We start from the raw sequence: 15,657 nt of genomic DNA, 5'->3' as shown, positions 1-15,657 counted from the left end.
TTAAAATTTGAATCATTACATTTGAAAAAAAAATACATGAAAAAAAATTACCAGAAAATTATCTTTTTGGGAACCTTGGTCTTTGTGTCAGCCAGCCTAAATGCACAAACGAAAGATTCTATAAAAGTAAAGGCAGTAGATGAAGTTAAAATTACTGTAGGATCCAGAAATAAAAGCCGAGTTGCAACCGATACACCCGTTCCTGTGGATGTTATCAATATTGGATCACAATCTGTGCTAAGTCCGCAAACCGATCTTAATCAGATCTTAAACTATGCTGCGCCGTCTTTTACTTCCAATTCAACAACTGTAGCAGATGGTACGGATCATGTTGATCCAGCTCAATTGAGAGGGCTCGGGCCGGATCAGGTACTTGTTTTACTTAATGGAAAAAGAAGGCATACTTCATCACTGGTTAATATCAACGGTTCTCCGGGTAGAGGGTCTGTAGGGACCGATCTGAATGCTATTCCTGCTTTTGCTATTGAGAGGCTGGAAGTATTGAGGGATGGGGCTTCAGCACAATACGGCTCTGATGCAATTGCCGGAGTTATTAATGTGATCATGAAGAAAAATACCAATGCATTTACCGCAGCAATTATGGGAGGTGGATTTAATTCGAAAGGAGCTAATGATCATACCGGAGGATGGGATGGAGAGAAATATCAGCTTGATCTTAATTACGGAACTAAAATTGGTAATAATGGGTTCGTCAATTTTACGGCAAGCTTTCTGAACAGAAATGATACCAGAAGAGCCAAGTCGGCGACAGGCGATATTTTTAATGCATATAATGCTATTGAGCAAAGGGCATTAGAAAATGGAGTGAATATTTCTTCTCTTTTCGGGAATATCAATAACACTTCCAATACGCAGCAAATCATAGATTATATACATCAGTATGCTCCGCATGTAAATTATTTTACTGCAGCACAGCAGGCTGATATTCAGTCAGCAAATACAATTACAGCCCTGCAGAACCTACTGAAGGGTGATGTAACTGAAAATGAACTTGCCTACAGAGGGTTAACAAGAGACGACTTTAATATGAGGGTGGGGCAGTCCAAGTTAGGATCCGGTCAGTTTTTTATGAACTCCGAATTTGATCTGTCCTCAACAGTCCGCGGATATGCTTTTGGAGGAATCTCCTACAGAGCAGGAAATGCAGCAGGGTTTTACAGAAGGCCTAATCAAAACAGAACTTCAACGTCAATATATCCTAATGGTTTTTTACCGGAAATTGCTTCTGATGTTATAGACCTCTCTTTTGCAGCAGGGTTTAAAGGAAAATTAGGAAATATTAATTATGATATCAGTAACACTTACGGAAGCAATACTTTTGACTATACAATAAAAAATACAGCCAATGCATCCATGCTGTATCCTGGTAAAAGAGAGTTTAATGCAGGAGGTTTGGGGTTCTCTCAAAATACCATCAATGCAGATTTCGATACAAAGTTAGACTGGTTAAAAGGATTTAATATTGCCTTTGGAGGAGAAATGAGGTTTGAAAAATACAAAATAGAAAATGGCGAGGAAGCCTCATGGGCTCTTTATGATATTAATGGGAAGATTCAGAACCCTGCAACAGCTACTGCACTAAAGCCTACTGATTTCTTTGGAAACACAAGGCCCGGAGGATCACAGGTATTCCCTGGTTTTCGTCCTGAAAATGCTTTAAATAAAGGAAGATATTCCGTAGCTGCTTATGTGGATACGGAGCTGGATGTTACGGATAAATGGTTGGTGAGTGCTGCTTTGAGATATGAAAACTATTCAGACTTTGGTTCTACATTCAACTATAAGCTGGCAACAAGATATAAGCTGACGGATCATATCAATCTGCGGGCGGCACATTCCACAGGATTCAGAGCTCCTTCCTTACAGCAGATTTATTTTAATGCTACAGCGACACAGTTTGTGGGCGGAACAGCATATGAAGTAGGTACGTTTTCTAATGATTCCGATGTAGCACGTATTCTTGGAATTCCACAATTGAAACAGGAAGAGTCGGTGAGTTATTCTGCCGGTTTTACGGCTAAGATTCCACAGGCGAATCTTACATTCACAGTAGACGGTTATTATATTAAGATTAAAAACAGGGTGGTCTTAACAGATCAGTTTTCAAGACCGTCAGGAACCTATCCGGCGGGAAGTGATCTTGCTAAATTACAGACAGCCTTTGATAAAGCCAATGCAAATGCTGCCACTTTCTTCGCAAATGCGATTGATACTCAGACTAAGGGTATTGAAGGGGTGATTTCACATAAAGCAAGGTTTTCTCAGGCGGTAGCTTTGAATTCTGATTTTGCAGTTACGGTGTCAAAGACGAACAGAATAGGTGATATACATGGATCTGATATTTTAATCAATGCAGGGCAGATCAACAGGTATTATTCGGAATCCAGCCGTGTTTACCTTGAAGAAGCTATTCCAAGGTTTAAAGCTTCCCTGAATAATGCTCTGGAGATTAATAAATTCAGTGTGCTGCTAAGAAATGTTTATTTCGGGAAAGTTACCGACCCTAATACGATGGATGCTAACGGGGACGGAATTGTAAGCGGAGAAATCATTAACGGCCAGGCTGTCGCTACTGAACATCCGGTTTGGGGAGGAAAAATAATTACCGACCTGTCTGTTGGATATAATTTTAATAAAAACTTTAAACTGACAATCGGGGCGAATAATTTGTTTGATATTTATCCTGATAAAAACTACGGCCCGGCAGCGGTAAAAACTCCTTCTCTGGATGCTTCCGGTAACCTTGTGTATGTCAATACATCTACTATCGATCTTTCTAATCAGAATCAGTTTGTATACTCGAGAAATGTTTCTCAGTTCGGGATGAATGGCAGATTTCTTTTTGCCAGAGTAAATCTTACTTTTTAATTACAAATTTCAGGAATATAAAAAGGTGTACGAAAGTATACCTTTTTTATTATGGTTGACATGTTTTTTTTACTTTTGTACAATTCTAAAAAAAATCTGAAAAATGGAATCCTATACGGAAAGAATACTGATTACAGGTGCCTTGGGACAAATTGGTACCGAATTAACGAACAGACTTGTTGAAATCCACGGAGCGGAAAACGTAGTTGCCTCAGGATTGGATAGATGGCAGGAAGGAATTACCTCTGCCGGACACTATGAAAGAATGGATGTTACCAATACCCAGTTGGTAAGACAGGTGATCAAAGATTACGATATTACGACAGTGTACCACCTTGCTTCGCTTTTATCCGGGACTTCGGAAAAGCAGCCTATTTTTGCGTGGAAGCTGAATCTTGAACCACTGCTTCATTTTTGTGAAATGGCGAAAGAAGGACTCCTTAAAAAGATCTTCTGGCCAAGTTCAATCGCTGTATTTGGAAAAGGAATTCCAAAGCATGACGTAGGACAGGATGTGGTATTGAATCCAACAACTGTTTACGGAATCTCTAAAATGGCAGGGGAGAAGTGGTGTGAGTACTATTTCGATAAATATGGTGTGGATGTAAGAAGTATCAGATATCCGGGATTGATCTCATGGAAGACTCCGGCGGGAGGTGGAACAACCGACTATGCCGTTGAGATTTTCTACAAAGCAATTGAAGACGGAAAGTATACAAGTTTCATTTCGGAGAATACAGGAATGCCGATGTTGTATATGGATGATGCTATCAATGCAACCTTGAAACTGATGGAGGCTCCTAAAGAAAGTTTAACGGTTCGTTCTTCTTATAATTTGGGCGGAATGTCATTTACTCCCAAAGAACTGGCAGAAGAAATCACAAAAGAAATTCCGGATTTTACGATCGATTATAACCCGGATTTCAGACAGGCAATTGCAGATTCATGGCCGGCATCCATTGACGATTCCGTAGCTAAAAAAGACTGGGGTCTGACGTATGATTTCGGAATTTCTGAGATGACAAAAGATATGATTAAGAATCTGAAGGTAAAATTAGCAAAGGATTAATAATATAAAGTAATGCTTTAATTAAAAATATCTTTAACATCTGATTTTTAATATTTTATAAAATTTATATAAATTTTAATTTAAATGGTATTGTTGACTTTTAACATCACTTGTATTGAAGCCAGAGTAAAAAACGGCTCTCAAATTTCTGATGAAGAGCGATTAAAAATCACTGAAGATAATACCAGAGCGATTCTGAGAATTTTAGATATTCATGATGTCAAATCAAGTTTTTTTGTAGAGGTTTCTCTTACTGAAAAACTTCATCATTTAATAAAAGCAATTTCATCCAAAGGGCATGAAATTGCTTTTTATAACAAAGGGTCAAATCCGGACGAAATTGAAAATGCCAAGAAGAATATTCAGGATCTTCTGGAAAAACAGATCAGAGGAATCCGTCAGAAAGATGTAAAGGTTTCCCAGGAAATTTTGAAGATGATGGAATTCAATTATGTCTCCAATATCGATAATGCCAATATTCTTTTTCCTTTCAAAAGGCTCAAAAGAGATACCGAAATTACAGAAGAAGACGGATTGAGCATTGTCCCGGAAAGTATTTCTCCGTACAGTCAGCTTCCCTATAATGATTTTGTATTTCAGATTCTGCCGATGAAGTACTATCAGAATATGGTACTGGAAACTTTGCAGAATGAAGAATTTGTGCTGATCTACCTGAATACATGGCAGTTTACGGATTTCAAGAAATACCGTTTTGATATTCCTTTTTACCGGAGTTTATTTTCGGGCAAAAAAATGGAGGACAAATTAGATGCCCTCCTTACTTTTCTCAATGACAGGGAAATGGCCACTTCCCGTATGAAAGATTATATTTTTTAGGTTGCAGGTGATAGGTTGCAGATATTAGGTGTTAGGTAGCAGCTATTAGGTTAAAGGGATTAGGGAGAACTATTTCACAGGTTCAACAATACTCAATTTCTAAACCTCTAACATTAAACTTTAAACTTTGAACTTTGAACTTCACTAGCTCAGCTCAAAAAGCGTAATCTCCGGCAATACACCTACTCTTCCCGGATAGCCCAATACTCCGAATCCTCTGTTGACATACAGCAGTTTTCCTTCACTTTCGTATAAATCGGCCCACTTTGGATATTTGTATTGTACCGGTGACCATTTTACATTCTTAAGATCTAAACCAAACTGCATCCCGTGCGTGTGTCCCGAAAGTGTCAGGTGAATGTTTGCAGGGTGTTTTTTTACCACATAATCAAAGTGGGTAGGGTCGTGGCTCATTAAAATCTTAGTGGCAGATTCCGGTACGCCTTGTAAAGCATCATCAATCTTTCCGAATTGTGGGAATGGCTTCAATCCCCAGTTATCAACACCTAGGATATACAATTTTTCACCGTTTTTTTCAATCACTCTGTGCTCATTTCGAAGCATATCAAAACCAGCTTGTTTTTCATAGCCAATTAAGGTGTCAAGGTTTTCTTTTTTAGCTGCAGGTGATTCCCAGCTTACATAATCTCCGTAATCGTGGTTTCCCAATACCGCAAACTTGCCGTCCTTAGCCTGGATTTTTGAAAATAAGGGAATAAAAGGTTTGAATTCATCAGCAACGTTATTCACCATATCCCCGGTAAATAATACCAGATCCGGCTTCTGCTCATTAATCAGCTCAATAGCATGCTCTAATTTGCCGGGGTCAGAGAAACTACCGCTGTGGACATCAGAAATCTGGATGATTTTGTATCCTTTAAAACTTTTCGGAAGGTTGGCGAAATTTACTCTTACCCTTCTTACCTTATGCCTGTACTTTCCAAATGTAATTCCGTCTATGAAAAGAGCGGAAAGAACGCCGCTCATTCCCAATCCAACCAGACTCAGGAACTTTCTTCTTTCCGGGAAGAAATTTTCCGATGGCTTGGCGAAACCGATCAGGTAACCGCCCGTTCGGACAATATCATCAATCAATAAAAATAAAACGATAAAGATCTTTGGAAGGATGAAGATTAAAAATAACGAAATCATGATCTGAGCTCTTACCATACTTCTGTCTGATCTTTGGTAGTGGGTAACTTCATACGCGAAAATTCCATACACAACTAAAGATATGACCCAGTATCCGATTCTGATCCAGAAATTATCGGTAAGTGTTTTGACGGCCTGATAAATGTACACTTCCAGAAAAAGGAAGATTGCAGCAATGATTAAAAAATTCTTTTGCATGTTCTGATCAAAAAAAGCACAAAGAATAAACTTCCCTGTGCTTTTATATTTTTAATGGTTTAATATTACTTTTTGGGAAATCTATAAACGATAGCATTGATGTTCATTCCGGCACCTACCGAAGTCATCACAATGTTACCATTATCTTTAAACGATTGACCCTCCATTTTTCCTTTAATTATTAAATCATACATGGTAGGAATCGTTGCCACGGAAGTGTTTCCGAAATCCTGAATAGTCATAGGAGAGATGGCATGATCGTATTCTTTCACGTCATAAAGCTTATGAAGTCTTTCAATCATTGCATAATCCATTTTAGCATTGGCCTGGTGAATTAAGATTTTGTCTATATCTTCAATAGAAAGACCGGCATCAGTAATGGTATCCTTGATGGCAACCGGTACGTTTTTTAGAGCGTATTCGTAGATTTTTCTTCCTAACATTCTTACATACAGGCGTCTCTGATCTACTTCTTTATTGATGGAAGGAGCGTTTTCAAGATAGTTTAATTCCGGTCCGTTATCACAAATTGTATTGTGGGCAATAATTCCAACATTCTCTTCATCCGTAGCTTTTACCACTACAGCTCCTGCACCGTCTGCAAAGATCATTCTGTTTCTGTCATGCGGATCTGTTACTCTGCTTAAAGTTTCTCCTCCGATAACAAGAATGGTTTTGGCTACCTTAGCTTTAATAAGGTTATCAGCTAAAATCATTGCTTCTACCCATCCCGGGCATCCGAAAAGCATATCATAGGTTACGCATTTTCTGTTTTTGATTCCCAGTTTATTCTTCACTCTCGCTGCCATTGTAGGCATAAAATCAGCATATCCGTGTTCAGTAACTTCCCCGAAATTGCTTGCATAAATAATATAATCCAGGTCTTCGCCGTCTACTTTTGCGTCCTCAAGGGCAATTTTTGCAGCTTCATAACCGATTTGTGAGTTGGAAAGATCATCCTCAATGAATCTCCTGTTTTCGATTTCTGTAATCTCTACAAATTTCGCAATGGTCTCTTCCACAGGCTTTTCAATCTTTACCCCGTCTTCAGTGTAAAACTCGGAATTCATGAAGTAATCTCTACCAATAACTCTGTTCGGAATATAACATCCAGAGCCAATAATGATCGTATTCGGCATTCGTTTATATGATTTTTTTAAAGATGCAAAGTTAATAATTAATATTAATAACGGAGAATTAAAAATATTATTAAATTTGCAAAAATTGTACTTTACAATCTATGAAAAACAACTCGTCCTTAAAAGGCTTACTTATTGCAGCTGTGGCGTTTATCGTTGCCTTTGGGATCTACTTCCTTTTTTTAGCCAAGAAGAATTATTATGTTGTAGATAATCCTACCCCGAATACGTATTATTTTAAGATCAATAACGGATCTGAAGGAATTATTTCTGCGGGGCAGTATGTGCATGTGGATTTGAATAAAGGGAAAAACTCTATTCAGGTTTTTGATCAGAACAAGAAAATGCTTTACGATTCGGCATTTGAAGTGAATAAACTTCGTGGTCTGATTAATATTACCCATCAGGATTACTACGTAAATGATCAGTATTACGGATATAATCTTAAAAAAGATTCGTTGCTGACAGCACTTGATAAAACGGTTATCGACGGAAAGGATTATTACGGAGGAGCAAGACGCTTCAATAAGCTTTACACAGAAGATTTTTATTACAATGTAGATGAAGACTATGACAAAGTGATCAAAAATATCCAGAAAGTGGAATCACGATCCAAAATCTTCAGAAAGCAGGATTACCTAAATTATTACAAAGAATATTACAAGTTTTAAGTTTTGACAAAAGATATCACCAAAGTTACTCCCTACAATTCAGAGGCTACCAAAAAGAGCCAGGTAGAGGATATGTTCGACAACATTGCACCGAAGTATGACCTTCTGAACCATGTTTTATCCATGAAAATTGACGTTTTATGGAGAAATAAACTGGTAAAATGGATGAAAAATGATAATCCGCAGGAAGTGCTGGATGTGGCTACAGGAACAGGAGATCTGGCAATTACTATTGAAAAAGGAACCGGTTCTAAAGTAGTTGGATTAGATTTATCACAACAAATGCTGAATGTTGGCGTTATTAAAATAAAAAAACTTAAATTAGACGGCAAAATTTCCATGCAAAAAGGAGATGCAGAAAATTTACCCTTCGAGGACAATAGATTTGATGCTGTTTCCGTTGCATTTGGAGTAAGGAATTTTGAAAACCTTACCAAAGGTTTGGCAGAGTTAAGAAGAGTAGTTAAAGATAACAAAAGTGTTTATATACTGGAGTTTTCAAAGGTTGAGGGTTTCATGGGACCATTTTATATGTTTTATTTCAAAAATATATTGCCTGCCATCGGCAGATTGGTTTCTAAGGATAATAGGGCGTACACATACCTTCCGGATTCTGTAAATGCTTTTCCTTTCGGGGAGAAGATGAAGCAAATTCTTTTAGATACGGGATTTAAGAAAGTTGAATATAAAAAATTAAGTTTAGGTATAGCCACAATTTATAAAGCAACAAAGTAACCTATGAATAAATTTCTATTAAAAGCACTGGTTTTAACCTCAGTAAATGTTGCCGTTTTTGCAAACGCGCAATTCAGAACCCGAAACAGAATGGACAAGTTGGAAGATTTCGACGAACAGAAATTCAGTTGGGGGTTTTATTTGAACGGGAACAGACTGGATTACCGCATTGTTTTACATCCGAAATACGGGATGAATGATAATGAAAACCTTGTTACCTCTAAGGAAAGCTATAGTTTTGGTGCCGGGCTTATTGCAAAATGGAGACTGAATGACTATCTTGACGTGAGAATAGAACCAGGTTTACAGTTTGCACAAAGACAGTTGACTTTTAATACTCAATCCAATGACATATATGCAGGGGGTTCTTTAACGAATGATCCTTTTATGCCATTCCCTTTACAGGAAAAGGATAAAGTAAGAGAAATTAAATCTACGTTGATCGATATTCCGGTTCTTTTGGAGCTTCACGGCCAGAGATGGTACAACTCAAGACCTTATGTTGCAGCAGGGGTGAATTACGTTGTAAACCTTCAGTCTAATGCAACTTCTACAGACGACAACATGCAGGGAATCTACAGATCTACTACGCACAACTTTGCATGGTCTGCAGAAATGGGAATCCAGTTTTATTTCAACAAATTTAAACTGACTCCTGCCGTAAGAGGAACATTCTTCATGAACAATGAAAAAGTGGCGGATAACGCTACTACACCTCCTTACTGGTCATCTGCAATCTCTACATTGCAGACAAGGGCAGTAATGTTCGTTCTGAAATTTGAATAAAAAATATTTCAATGAAAAATACACAGGAGGTGCGCTGGCACCTCCTTTTTTATTGTTATATCAAAATATAGAGTGTTTTATTTTTGTTAGTGTTATTATTTTTTTATTTTTGCTTTTAGTTAGAATATACAAACCTGAAATGCTTCAAGATTTAGAAAACAATTTTTCAGAATTAGAGAGAAAGATTTCGACTCTGCAAAAGAACTATAAAAATCTTACGGAAAATTTAAAAGAATTAAGTATTGAGCATGAAGAGTTGAAGAAGAAATATGATGAGGAAAGAAGAAAGAATCAGGTATTAGCAGAAGAACAAAAAAATATAAAACTTTATTCAGCAATATCAGGAAATCCTGAACACAATAGGTTAATGAAAAACCATATCAACAGATTGGTAAAAGAAATTGATTTCTGTATTGCTCAGCTTCAAAACAGTGGATTATAATGGAGATAAGGAGAATAACCGTCAACATTGCAGGAAGAGTGTATCCGCTGAACGTACCGGCAGCAGAGGAAGAAACTTTGCGTAAAGTAGGGAAGCAGATCGAGAATATGATTAAAGATTTTGAACAAAACTTCGATGTAAGAGATAAACAGGATGCTTTGGCAATGTGTGCCCTTAAACTGGGAACCAATGCGGAAGTAGTTTCTCTGAACTACGAAAAAAATATTAATTCTACCAACGAAAGGTTAAAGCAGATTAATCAGTCGTTGAATGAAATCGGGAAATAGATTTTTTTTCCTGAAAATTACTGCCTACAATAATTCTAACACATTAAAGGTAAACTCAACGCTAAACAATTACCGAACAAATGTCCATTGAATGGCGTGCCGGGCTTCCGGATTACAGACAGTGGAAATCAGTTCAAATCGTGTTGATTAGGAGTTTACTCTCAATCTCTGGATTATTGTGGGCTTTTTTTATTGAACAAGAATATGAATACAATTAAAACTCAATATAAATTATGATAGAAGTTATAGTCGGTGTTGTTTGTTTGGTAATCGGAGCTGTCGTGGGGATGTTTTTTTCCAGAAGTTCTCTGAATACTAAAGCAAAATTCATCATAGATGATGCCAAGAAAAATGCCGAAAACCTTATAGAAAAAGCTAATGTACAGGCTGAATCCATAAAGAAAGAAAAGAATCTTCAGGCTAAAGAAAAATTCCTGGAACTGAAATCACAGCATGACGCTGATATTCAGTCCCGCGAAAAGAAAATGCAGGAAGTTGAGAAAAGAATCAAAGACAAGGAACACAAACTGAATGACGAGCTTAGCAAGACTGGGAAGCTTGAAAAAGATCTAGACAGACAAATTGCAGATTATGCCAAGAAGAACGAGATTCTGGATAGAAAACAGCAGGAATTAGATACGGCTACTGCCAAGAAAGTAGAAATACTTGAAAAAATCTCTAATTACACCGCTGAGGAAGCTAAAGCAGAATTGGTAGAAACCATGAGAGCAGAGGCCAAAACAAGAGCACAGGCACATGTTCAGAGCATCATGGAAGAAGCTCAGATGAATGCTAAAAACGAAGCGAGAAAGATCGTTATCCAGACAATCCAGAGAATCGGAACGGAGCAGGCAATCGAAAATTCAGTATCCGTTTTCAACATCGAGTCAGATGAAGTAAAAGGTAGAATTATCGGTAGAGAAGGTAGAAATATCCGTGCTTTGGAAGCGGTAACCGGAGTGGAAATTATCGTTGATGATACTCCTGAAGCTATTCTTCTTTCATGCTTTGATCCGGTAAGAAGAGAAATTGCAAGACTATCCCTACACAGATTGGTAACCGATGGTAGAATTCACCCGGCAAGAATTGAAGAAGTGGTAGAAAAAACAAGAAAGCAGATTGAGGAGGAAATCATTGAAGTAGGGAAGAGAACCATCATTGATTTAGGAATCCACGGATTACACCCTGAACTGATCAAAATCGTAGGTAGAATGAAATACCGTTCTTCTTACGGACAAAACTTACTACAGCACTCGAGAGAAGTAGCCAACATTGCTGCAACTATGGCTGCTGAATTAGGATTAAACGTAAAATTAGCAAAAAGAGCAGGTCTTTTACACGATATCGGTAAAGTTCCTGAGCAGGAATCAGAATTACCACACGCATTATTAGGAATGCAATGGGCTGAGAAATACGGTGAAAACCCTGAAGTAGTAAATGCTATTGGAGCTCACCACGACGAAATTGAAATGAAGTCATTATTATCTCCGATCATTCAGGTTGCTGATGCGATCTCTGGAGCTAGACCGGGAGCAAGAAGACAGGTATTGGAATCTTATATTCAGAGATTAAAAGATCTTGAATCTGCAGCATTAAGCTTCGATGGAGTATCTAGTGCTTATGCCATCCAGGCAGGTAGAGAACTGAGAGTAATGGTAGAGAGTGGAAAAGTAAATGACGAAGTAGCTTCTCAGCTTTCTTACGACATCTCTGAGAAAATCCAGAATGAACTGACTTATCCGGGGCAGGTAAAAGTAACAGTAATCAGAGAAACAAGAGCTGTGAATATTGCCAGATAATAATCAGAAAAAGATATTTGATAAAAACCTTTCAAGAAATTGAAAGGTTTTTTATTGTTAAAATAACGAAATTATTTTATGATTTTAGACTTCTAATTTCTTCTTTTAGTTCTTCTATTTGATTTTTCAAAAGATTGATATAATCTTCCATATTTTTTAAGATGAATTCAGGAATACTGTAATTATTATTTATATGAGGAAAATAGCTTCCCGAACTATTATCATAATTATTGATAATACTTTGAGGAATATCCTCTTCCTTTATATCATCTACTGTAGTATCCAGCGCTTTTGCCATACGCTCCCATTCGTCATCTGAAATTTTAATTTCTCCTTTTTCCCTTCTTTGGGTATTGAGACTGTGTCATATGTAATATTTTAGCCATGCTTTCCTGAGTGTATTTTTCCTTACGGGCTTTTATAAGCTTATTTTTTATCATAATTATGTTTTTTGGTTATTGCAAATATATTATTTATGTGCTGAAATTCACATAAAATTCACATAAAAACCTTGAAATTATTTCAATAGTATCTGATATATTTGAAATGTCAATAAGACACAAAATAGTTTAAATTAATTTATTATGAAAACAAATGGAAAAAAAGATGCTTTAATGCAAAAATTTCAAAATTCAGCACTTGACAGAGTTAAACTTGAAAAAATTTCCGGTGGAGGTGGGTAACATCACCTTCTCAGGATATTCAAACTGGACTTATGTCTGATGGCAACCACGACAACAACCAGACACCTCCTGATCGTTGGTATAATGGAGGTTCAGCAATGTCTAATGATATTAATTAGAGATTGTAATAATAACTAACAATTAATACAAAGAAGGATAAAATTTTTTTATCCTTTTTTTAACCCATAAAATCAGATGCGCATTAGATTATATCATATTTTATTAACCGTTATGGTTTGCTGTTTTTCATGCAAAAAAAAGGAAGACTACTCAGAAGTACAAAAGACCTTGGAAAAAGCTTTAACAGAAGATCAGAAATACAGAGAGCCTGATTATGATTATATAAAGCAAAACCCAATTGATGAAAAGAATATTGAAATCGTAACCAAAATAATCGACAGTTTAGGTTGGTTGGGGAAAGATAAAATAGGGGAGAATGCAAACACTGCCTTATTTGCTGTTATCATGCATGCAAATAAATTAGAAACAATGGAAAAATATCTCCCTATACTGAAAGAAGCTGCAAAAAAAGGAAACGCTGAAAAAAGTCAGGTTGCCTATCTGACTGATAGAATTGAGTTACTGAATAACAGAAAGCAGATTTATGGCACGCAACCTTCTATACGAAGCAATGGTAAAACATTTATAGAAAATCTTATTGATTCTGCTAATGTAAATGCGAGAAGAAAGTCAATGGGTTTAGATCCCATTGAAAACTACATCAGAATTTGTGATTCTGCAAACAGCGTAATGAATAAATAAATACAGTATGATAGTTATTTATACAGAAGACAATGATATTACAAGCAATCTGGTCATTGACTGGATTTCTGCTTTGTATAGTGGTGAAATAAAAAGAATAAACACCGATTATTTTGCAATGCCAAAGGATGAAGATTACCACATTGATATTAGCGAAAGTATTCCGGCAAAATCAATATGGTATAGAAGACCCGGCAGAAAACCTTTACCTATCAGGATGATACAGGAAACTCTATTCTTAGAAAAAAATAAATATCCGGAACTAGAAGTAAGGATGATCCAAAGTGGTAATAGTGAACTTGAAAATATAAATTCTTATGATTTAACATATAAGTATAAAGCAGAAAAGATATTAGGTGCTTTAAAGTTTGATGTCAATAAATTTGAAGTTTTAAGGATTGCTAAAGAACTCGGAATAGTAATTCCCAAGTCTATTTTAACAAATAGCAAATCCAGACTTATCAATTTCTTTAACGAGTGCAATAGTGAGATAATTTCTAAAATGCATGATATGCTTTTATGTGATATAAAAGAAACACACTCCACCTATGCAACTTATACAGAGAAAATTGAAATTGACTTTATTAATGACCTGCCGGAGCGTTTCTTTGTAGGACATTTTCAGGAAAAATTAGAAAAGTTGTATGAAATTAGAACTTTTTATCTTGATGGTGAACTCTTTTCCATGGCAATGTTTTCTCAGAAGGATAAACGGACGAGTGTAGATTTCAGGAGATATAACAGAGAAAATATGAACAGACGTGTTCCATATAAATTACCTTCTACCTTAGAAGATAAAATTCGTCTTTTAATGCAAAAGATAGGTTTAAATAGTGGCTCCTTGGATATCGTGAAAACCAAAGACAACTATGTATTTTTAGAAGTTAATCCGATTGGGCAGTTTGGATTTGTTTCAAATGCATGTAATTATAAGCTTCACAAAAAAATTGCCGAATACTTAACACAATAAATATGAAAGAGAAAGAATTTGCAACACTTTTCAAAAAAGAAAGTCTTAAAACCCTCCCAATAAACTATCACTTAATAAGAAACGTGTATTACACAAAAGAAGAAGTGAAACGATTCAATTTACATTATTCTGCACAAAGTAGTTTCCATCAGACTACGATATACGATATTTTTCATAATCACAAACCTATAATTAATATCATATGAGTAGTTACTTTAATCTTTATGCCAATTGTATTGCTGTTCAAGGCACACAGGAAAGCATAATTGCAGATTTACAAAATAATGAGTATATAAATATTCCTAATCTACTGATTGATGTTCTTAAAAACACCCGTGGAAAGACAGTAGCTGAAATTAAGAATTTATTCAATAATGAACTGAACGAGGGTATAGATCATTATTTTAGCCATTTAGATGAAATCGGTTACGGATTCTTTCTTGACAACCCGGAAAGCTTTCCGGAGCTGGATATTACTTGGGATTCTCCTTTGAAAATAAACAATGCAGTTTTGGAGATAGGACAAAATTGTAATTACAACATCAGCTCAGCCATTAAGGAACTTGGCTCTTTAGGATGTGCAGGAATTCAAATAAGAATTTCTGATGCTGATATCAATAAAATTTTGCCTGAAATCGTAAATGCAACCCGGTTTTCCAGAATTAAAGCTGTTGAAATCCTGTTACCGGAACCTTTATTTGATGATTCTTTAACCCAATATTTAGAAGATATAGAAAATAGAATTTCTTACATACTGGTGCATAGCGTTACAGATGAAGAAAAAACAAAAGCTCAATACGAAGATTATAAATATTTTAAAGATAAAAAGCTTGCTTTTACTTCAAAAATTGTTGATAACACAACCACAGATCTTATAGGGAAAGAAAAGTTTATAACAAACATTGAATTTTTTTCTGAAGCTCAGGAATATAATGTTGCACTAAACAGAAAGGTCTGCATTGATAATAACGGAGATTTTAGAAATTACCTTTCTCATAATGCAACTTTCGGAAATTTCAATAATACAAGCATTACTGAAATTATTCAGAATAGCGACTTTACAAGAAAATGGTTTGTTAACAATGACAATATAGATATCTGCAAAGATTGTCAGTTTCGTTATATTTGTTTTGACAATTCAGATATTGAATTTAATGGCTCTTCTTGGAGAAAATTAAATCAGTGCCTATTCGATCCATATACTAATAAATGGGAATCAGAAAAAGATATTTGATAAA

At 36.0% G+C, this 15,657-nt stretch carries 15 protein-coding genes; 12 read left to right on the top strand and 3 right to left on the bottom strand.

What is annotated here, in order from left to right; all coding sequences use genetic code 11:
• Positions 1-36: 36 nt before the first annotated feature.
• From DEU40_RS08300 to DEU40_RS08290, 3 genes are all read left to right on the top strand, one after another.
• Positions 37-2,889, top strand: a complete 2,853-nt coding sequence (locus tag DEU40_RS08300; protein WP_110009409.1) for a TonB-dependent receptor plug domain-containing protein — start codon at positions 37-39, stop codon at positions 2,887-2,889.
• A gap of 103 nt (positions 2,890-2,992) precedes the next feature.
• Positions 2,993-3,958 carry an NAD-dependent epimerase/dehydratase family protein gene (locus DEU40_RS08295; protein ID WP_110009408.1) on the top strand — a complete coding sequence of 322 codons (966 nt, stop codon included), beginning with the start codon at positions 2,993-2,995 and terminating at the stop codon, positions 3,956-3,958.
• 84 nt (positions 3,959-4,042) lie between these two features.
• Positions 4,043-4,795: a polysaccharide deacetylase gene (locus DEU40_RS08290; RefSeq protein WP_110009407.1), complete on the top strand. Its 753-nt coding sequence runs from the start codon at positions 4,043-4,045 to the stop codon at positions 4,793-4,795.
• A gap of 144 nt (positions 4,796-4,939) precedes the next feature.
• Here DEU40_RS08290 and DEU40_RS08285 read toward each other — a convergent pair whose 3' ends face one another.
• Together DEU40_RS08285 and DEU40_RS08280 are read right to left on the bottom strand one after the other, a co-directional pair.
• On the bottom strand, positions 4,940-6,145 hold the full coding sequence (locus tag DEU40_RS08285; RefSeq protein WP_110009406.1) for a metallophosphoesterase: 1,206 nt from the start codon (positions 6,143-6,145) through the stop codon (positions 4,940-4,942).
• 65 nt (positions 6,146-6,210) lie between these two features.
• Positions 6,211-7,284, bottom strand: a complete 1,074-nt coding sequence (locus DEU40_RS08280) for a 3-oxoacyl-ACP synthase III family protein (RefSeq protein ID WP_110009405.1) — start codon at positions 7,282-7,284, stop codon at positions 6,211-6,213.
• Between the two features lie 101 nt (positions 7,285-7,385).
• Here DEU40_RS08280 and DEU40_RS08275 point away from each other — a divergent pair, with 101 nt between their 5' ends.
• The 6 genes from DEU40_RS08275 to rny all read left to right on the top strand — a co-directional run bounded on the left by DEU40_RS08275 (position 7,386) and on the right by rny (position 12,004).
• Positions 7,386-7,955 (top strand): hypothetical protein, encoded by a 570-nt coding sequence (locus DEU40_RS08275; RefSeq protein WP_062670900.1) that lies wholly within the window; start codon positions 7,386-7,388, stop codon positions 7,953-7,955.
• Between the two features lie 3 nt (positions 7,956-7,958).
• Positions 7,959-8,690, top strand: coding sequence for a bifunctional demethylmenaquinone methyltransferase/2-methoxy-6-polyprenyl-1,4-benzoquinol methylase UbiE (gene ubiE, locus DEU40_RS08270; RefSeq protein WP_002980528.1), 732 nt, complete (start codon positions 7,959-7,961; stop codon positions 8,688-8,690).
• Between the two features lie 3 nt (positions 8,691-8,693).
• The gene (locus tag DEU40_RS08265) at positions 8,694-9,476 is read left to right on the top strand and encodes a porin family protein (RefSeq protein WP_110009404.1); all 783 of its coding nucleotides are present in this window, start codon (positions 8,694-8,696) and stop codon (positions 9,474-9,476) included.
• Positions 9,469-9,918: a FlxA-like family protein gene (locus DEU40_RS08260; protein ID WP_227943922.1), complete on the top strand. Its 450-nt coding sequence runs from the start codon at positions 9,469-9,471 to the stop codon at positions 9,916-9,918. The genes DEU40_RS08265 and DEU40_RS08260 overlap by 8 nt, the downstream gene beginning before the upstream one ends.
• Positions 9,918-10,205 (top strand): cell division protein ZapA, encoded by a 288-nt coding sequence (locus DEU40_RS08255; protein WP_110009403.1) that lies wholly within the window; start codon positions 9,918-9,920, stop codon positions 10,203-10,205. Before DEU40_RS08260 ends, DEU40_RS08255 begins: the two co-directional genes overlap by 1 nt.
• A gap of 233 nt (positions 10,206-10,438) precedes the next feature.
• Positions 10,439-12,004, top strand: coding sequence for a ribonuclease Y (gene rny, locus DEU40_RS08250; RefSeq protein ID WP_171006220.1), 1,566 nt, complete (start codon positions 10,439-10,441; stop codon positions 12,002-12,004).
• A 76-nt stretch (positions 12,005-12,080) separates the two neighbouring features.
• On the opposite strand, the gene DEU40_RS22615 is transcribed toward rny, so the two are convergent.
• Entirely contained in the window at positions 12,081-12,302 is a 222-nt protein-coding gene (locus tag DEU40_RS22615) for a hypothetical protein (protein ID WP_228406469.1), read from the bottom strand.
• 580 nt (positions 12,303-12,882) lie between these two features.
• Here DEU40_RS22615 and DEU40_RS08240 point away from each other — a divergent pair.
• The 3 genes from DEU40_RS08240 (at position 12,883) to gwsS (ending at position 15,653) form a co-directional block, all read left to right on the top strand.
• Positions 12,883-13,449 (top strand): DUF6624 domain-containing protein, encoded by a 567-nt coding sequence (locus DEU40_RS08240; RefSeq protein WP_137904184.1) that lies wholly within the window; start codon positions 12,883-12,885, stop codon positions 13,447-13,449.
• 7 nt (positions 13,450-13,456) lie between these two features.
• Positions 13,457-14,419, top strand: coding sequence for a grasp-with-spasm system ATP-grasp peptide maturase (gene gwsG / locus DEU40_RS08235; RefSeq protein WP_110009400.1), 963 nt, complete (start codon positions 13,457-13,459; stop codon positions 14,417-14,419).
• Positions 14,420-14,621: 202 nt separating this feature from the next.
• Entirely contained in the window at positions 14,622-15,653 is a 1,032-nt protein-coding gene (gene gwsS / locus DEU40_RS08225; protein WP_110009398.1) for a grasp-with-spasm system SPASM domain peptide maturase, read from the top strand.
• Positions 15,654-15,657: the final 4 nt, after the last annotated feature.

It is taken from the genome of Chryseobacterium sp. AG844, assembly GCF_003182335.1.
GTDB classification, from domain to species: Bacteria; Bacteroidota; Bacteroidia; order Flavobacteriales; family Weeksellaceae; genus Chryseobacterium; species Chryseobacterium cupriresistens.
Note: the sequence above shows the minus strand (reverse complement) of the source record. Positions and strands in the feature narration are given on the sequence as shown.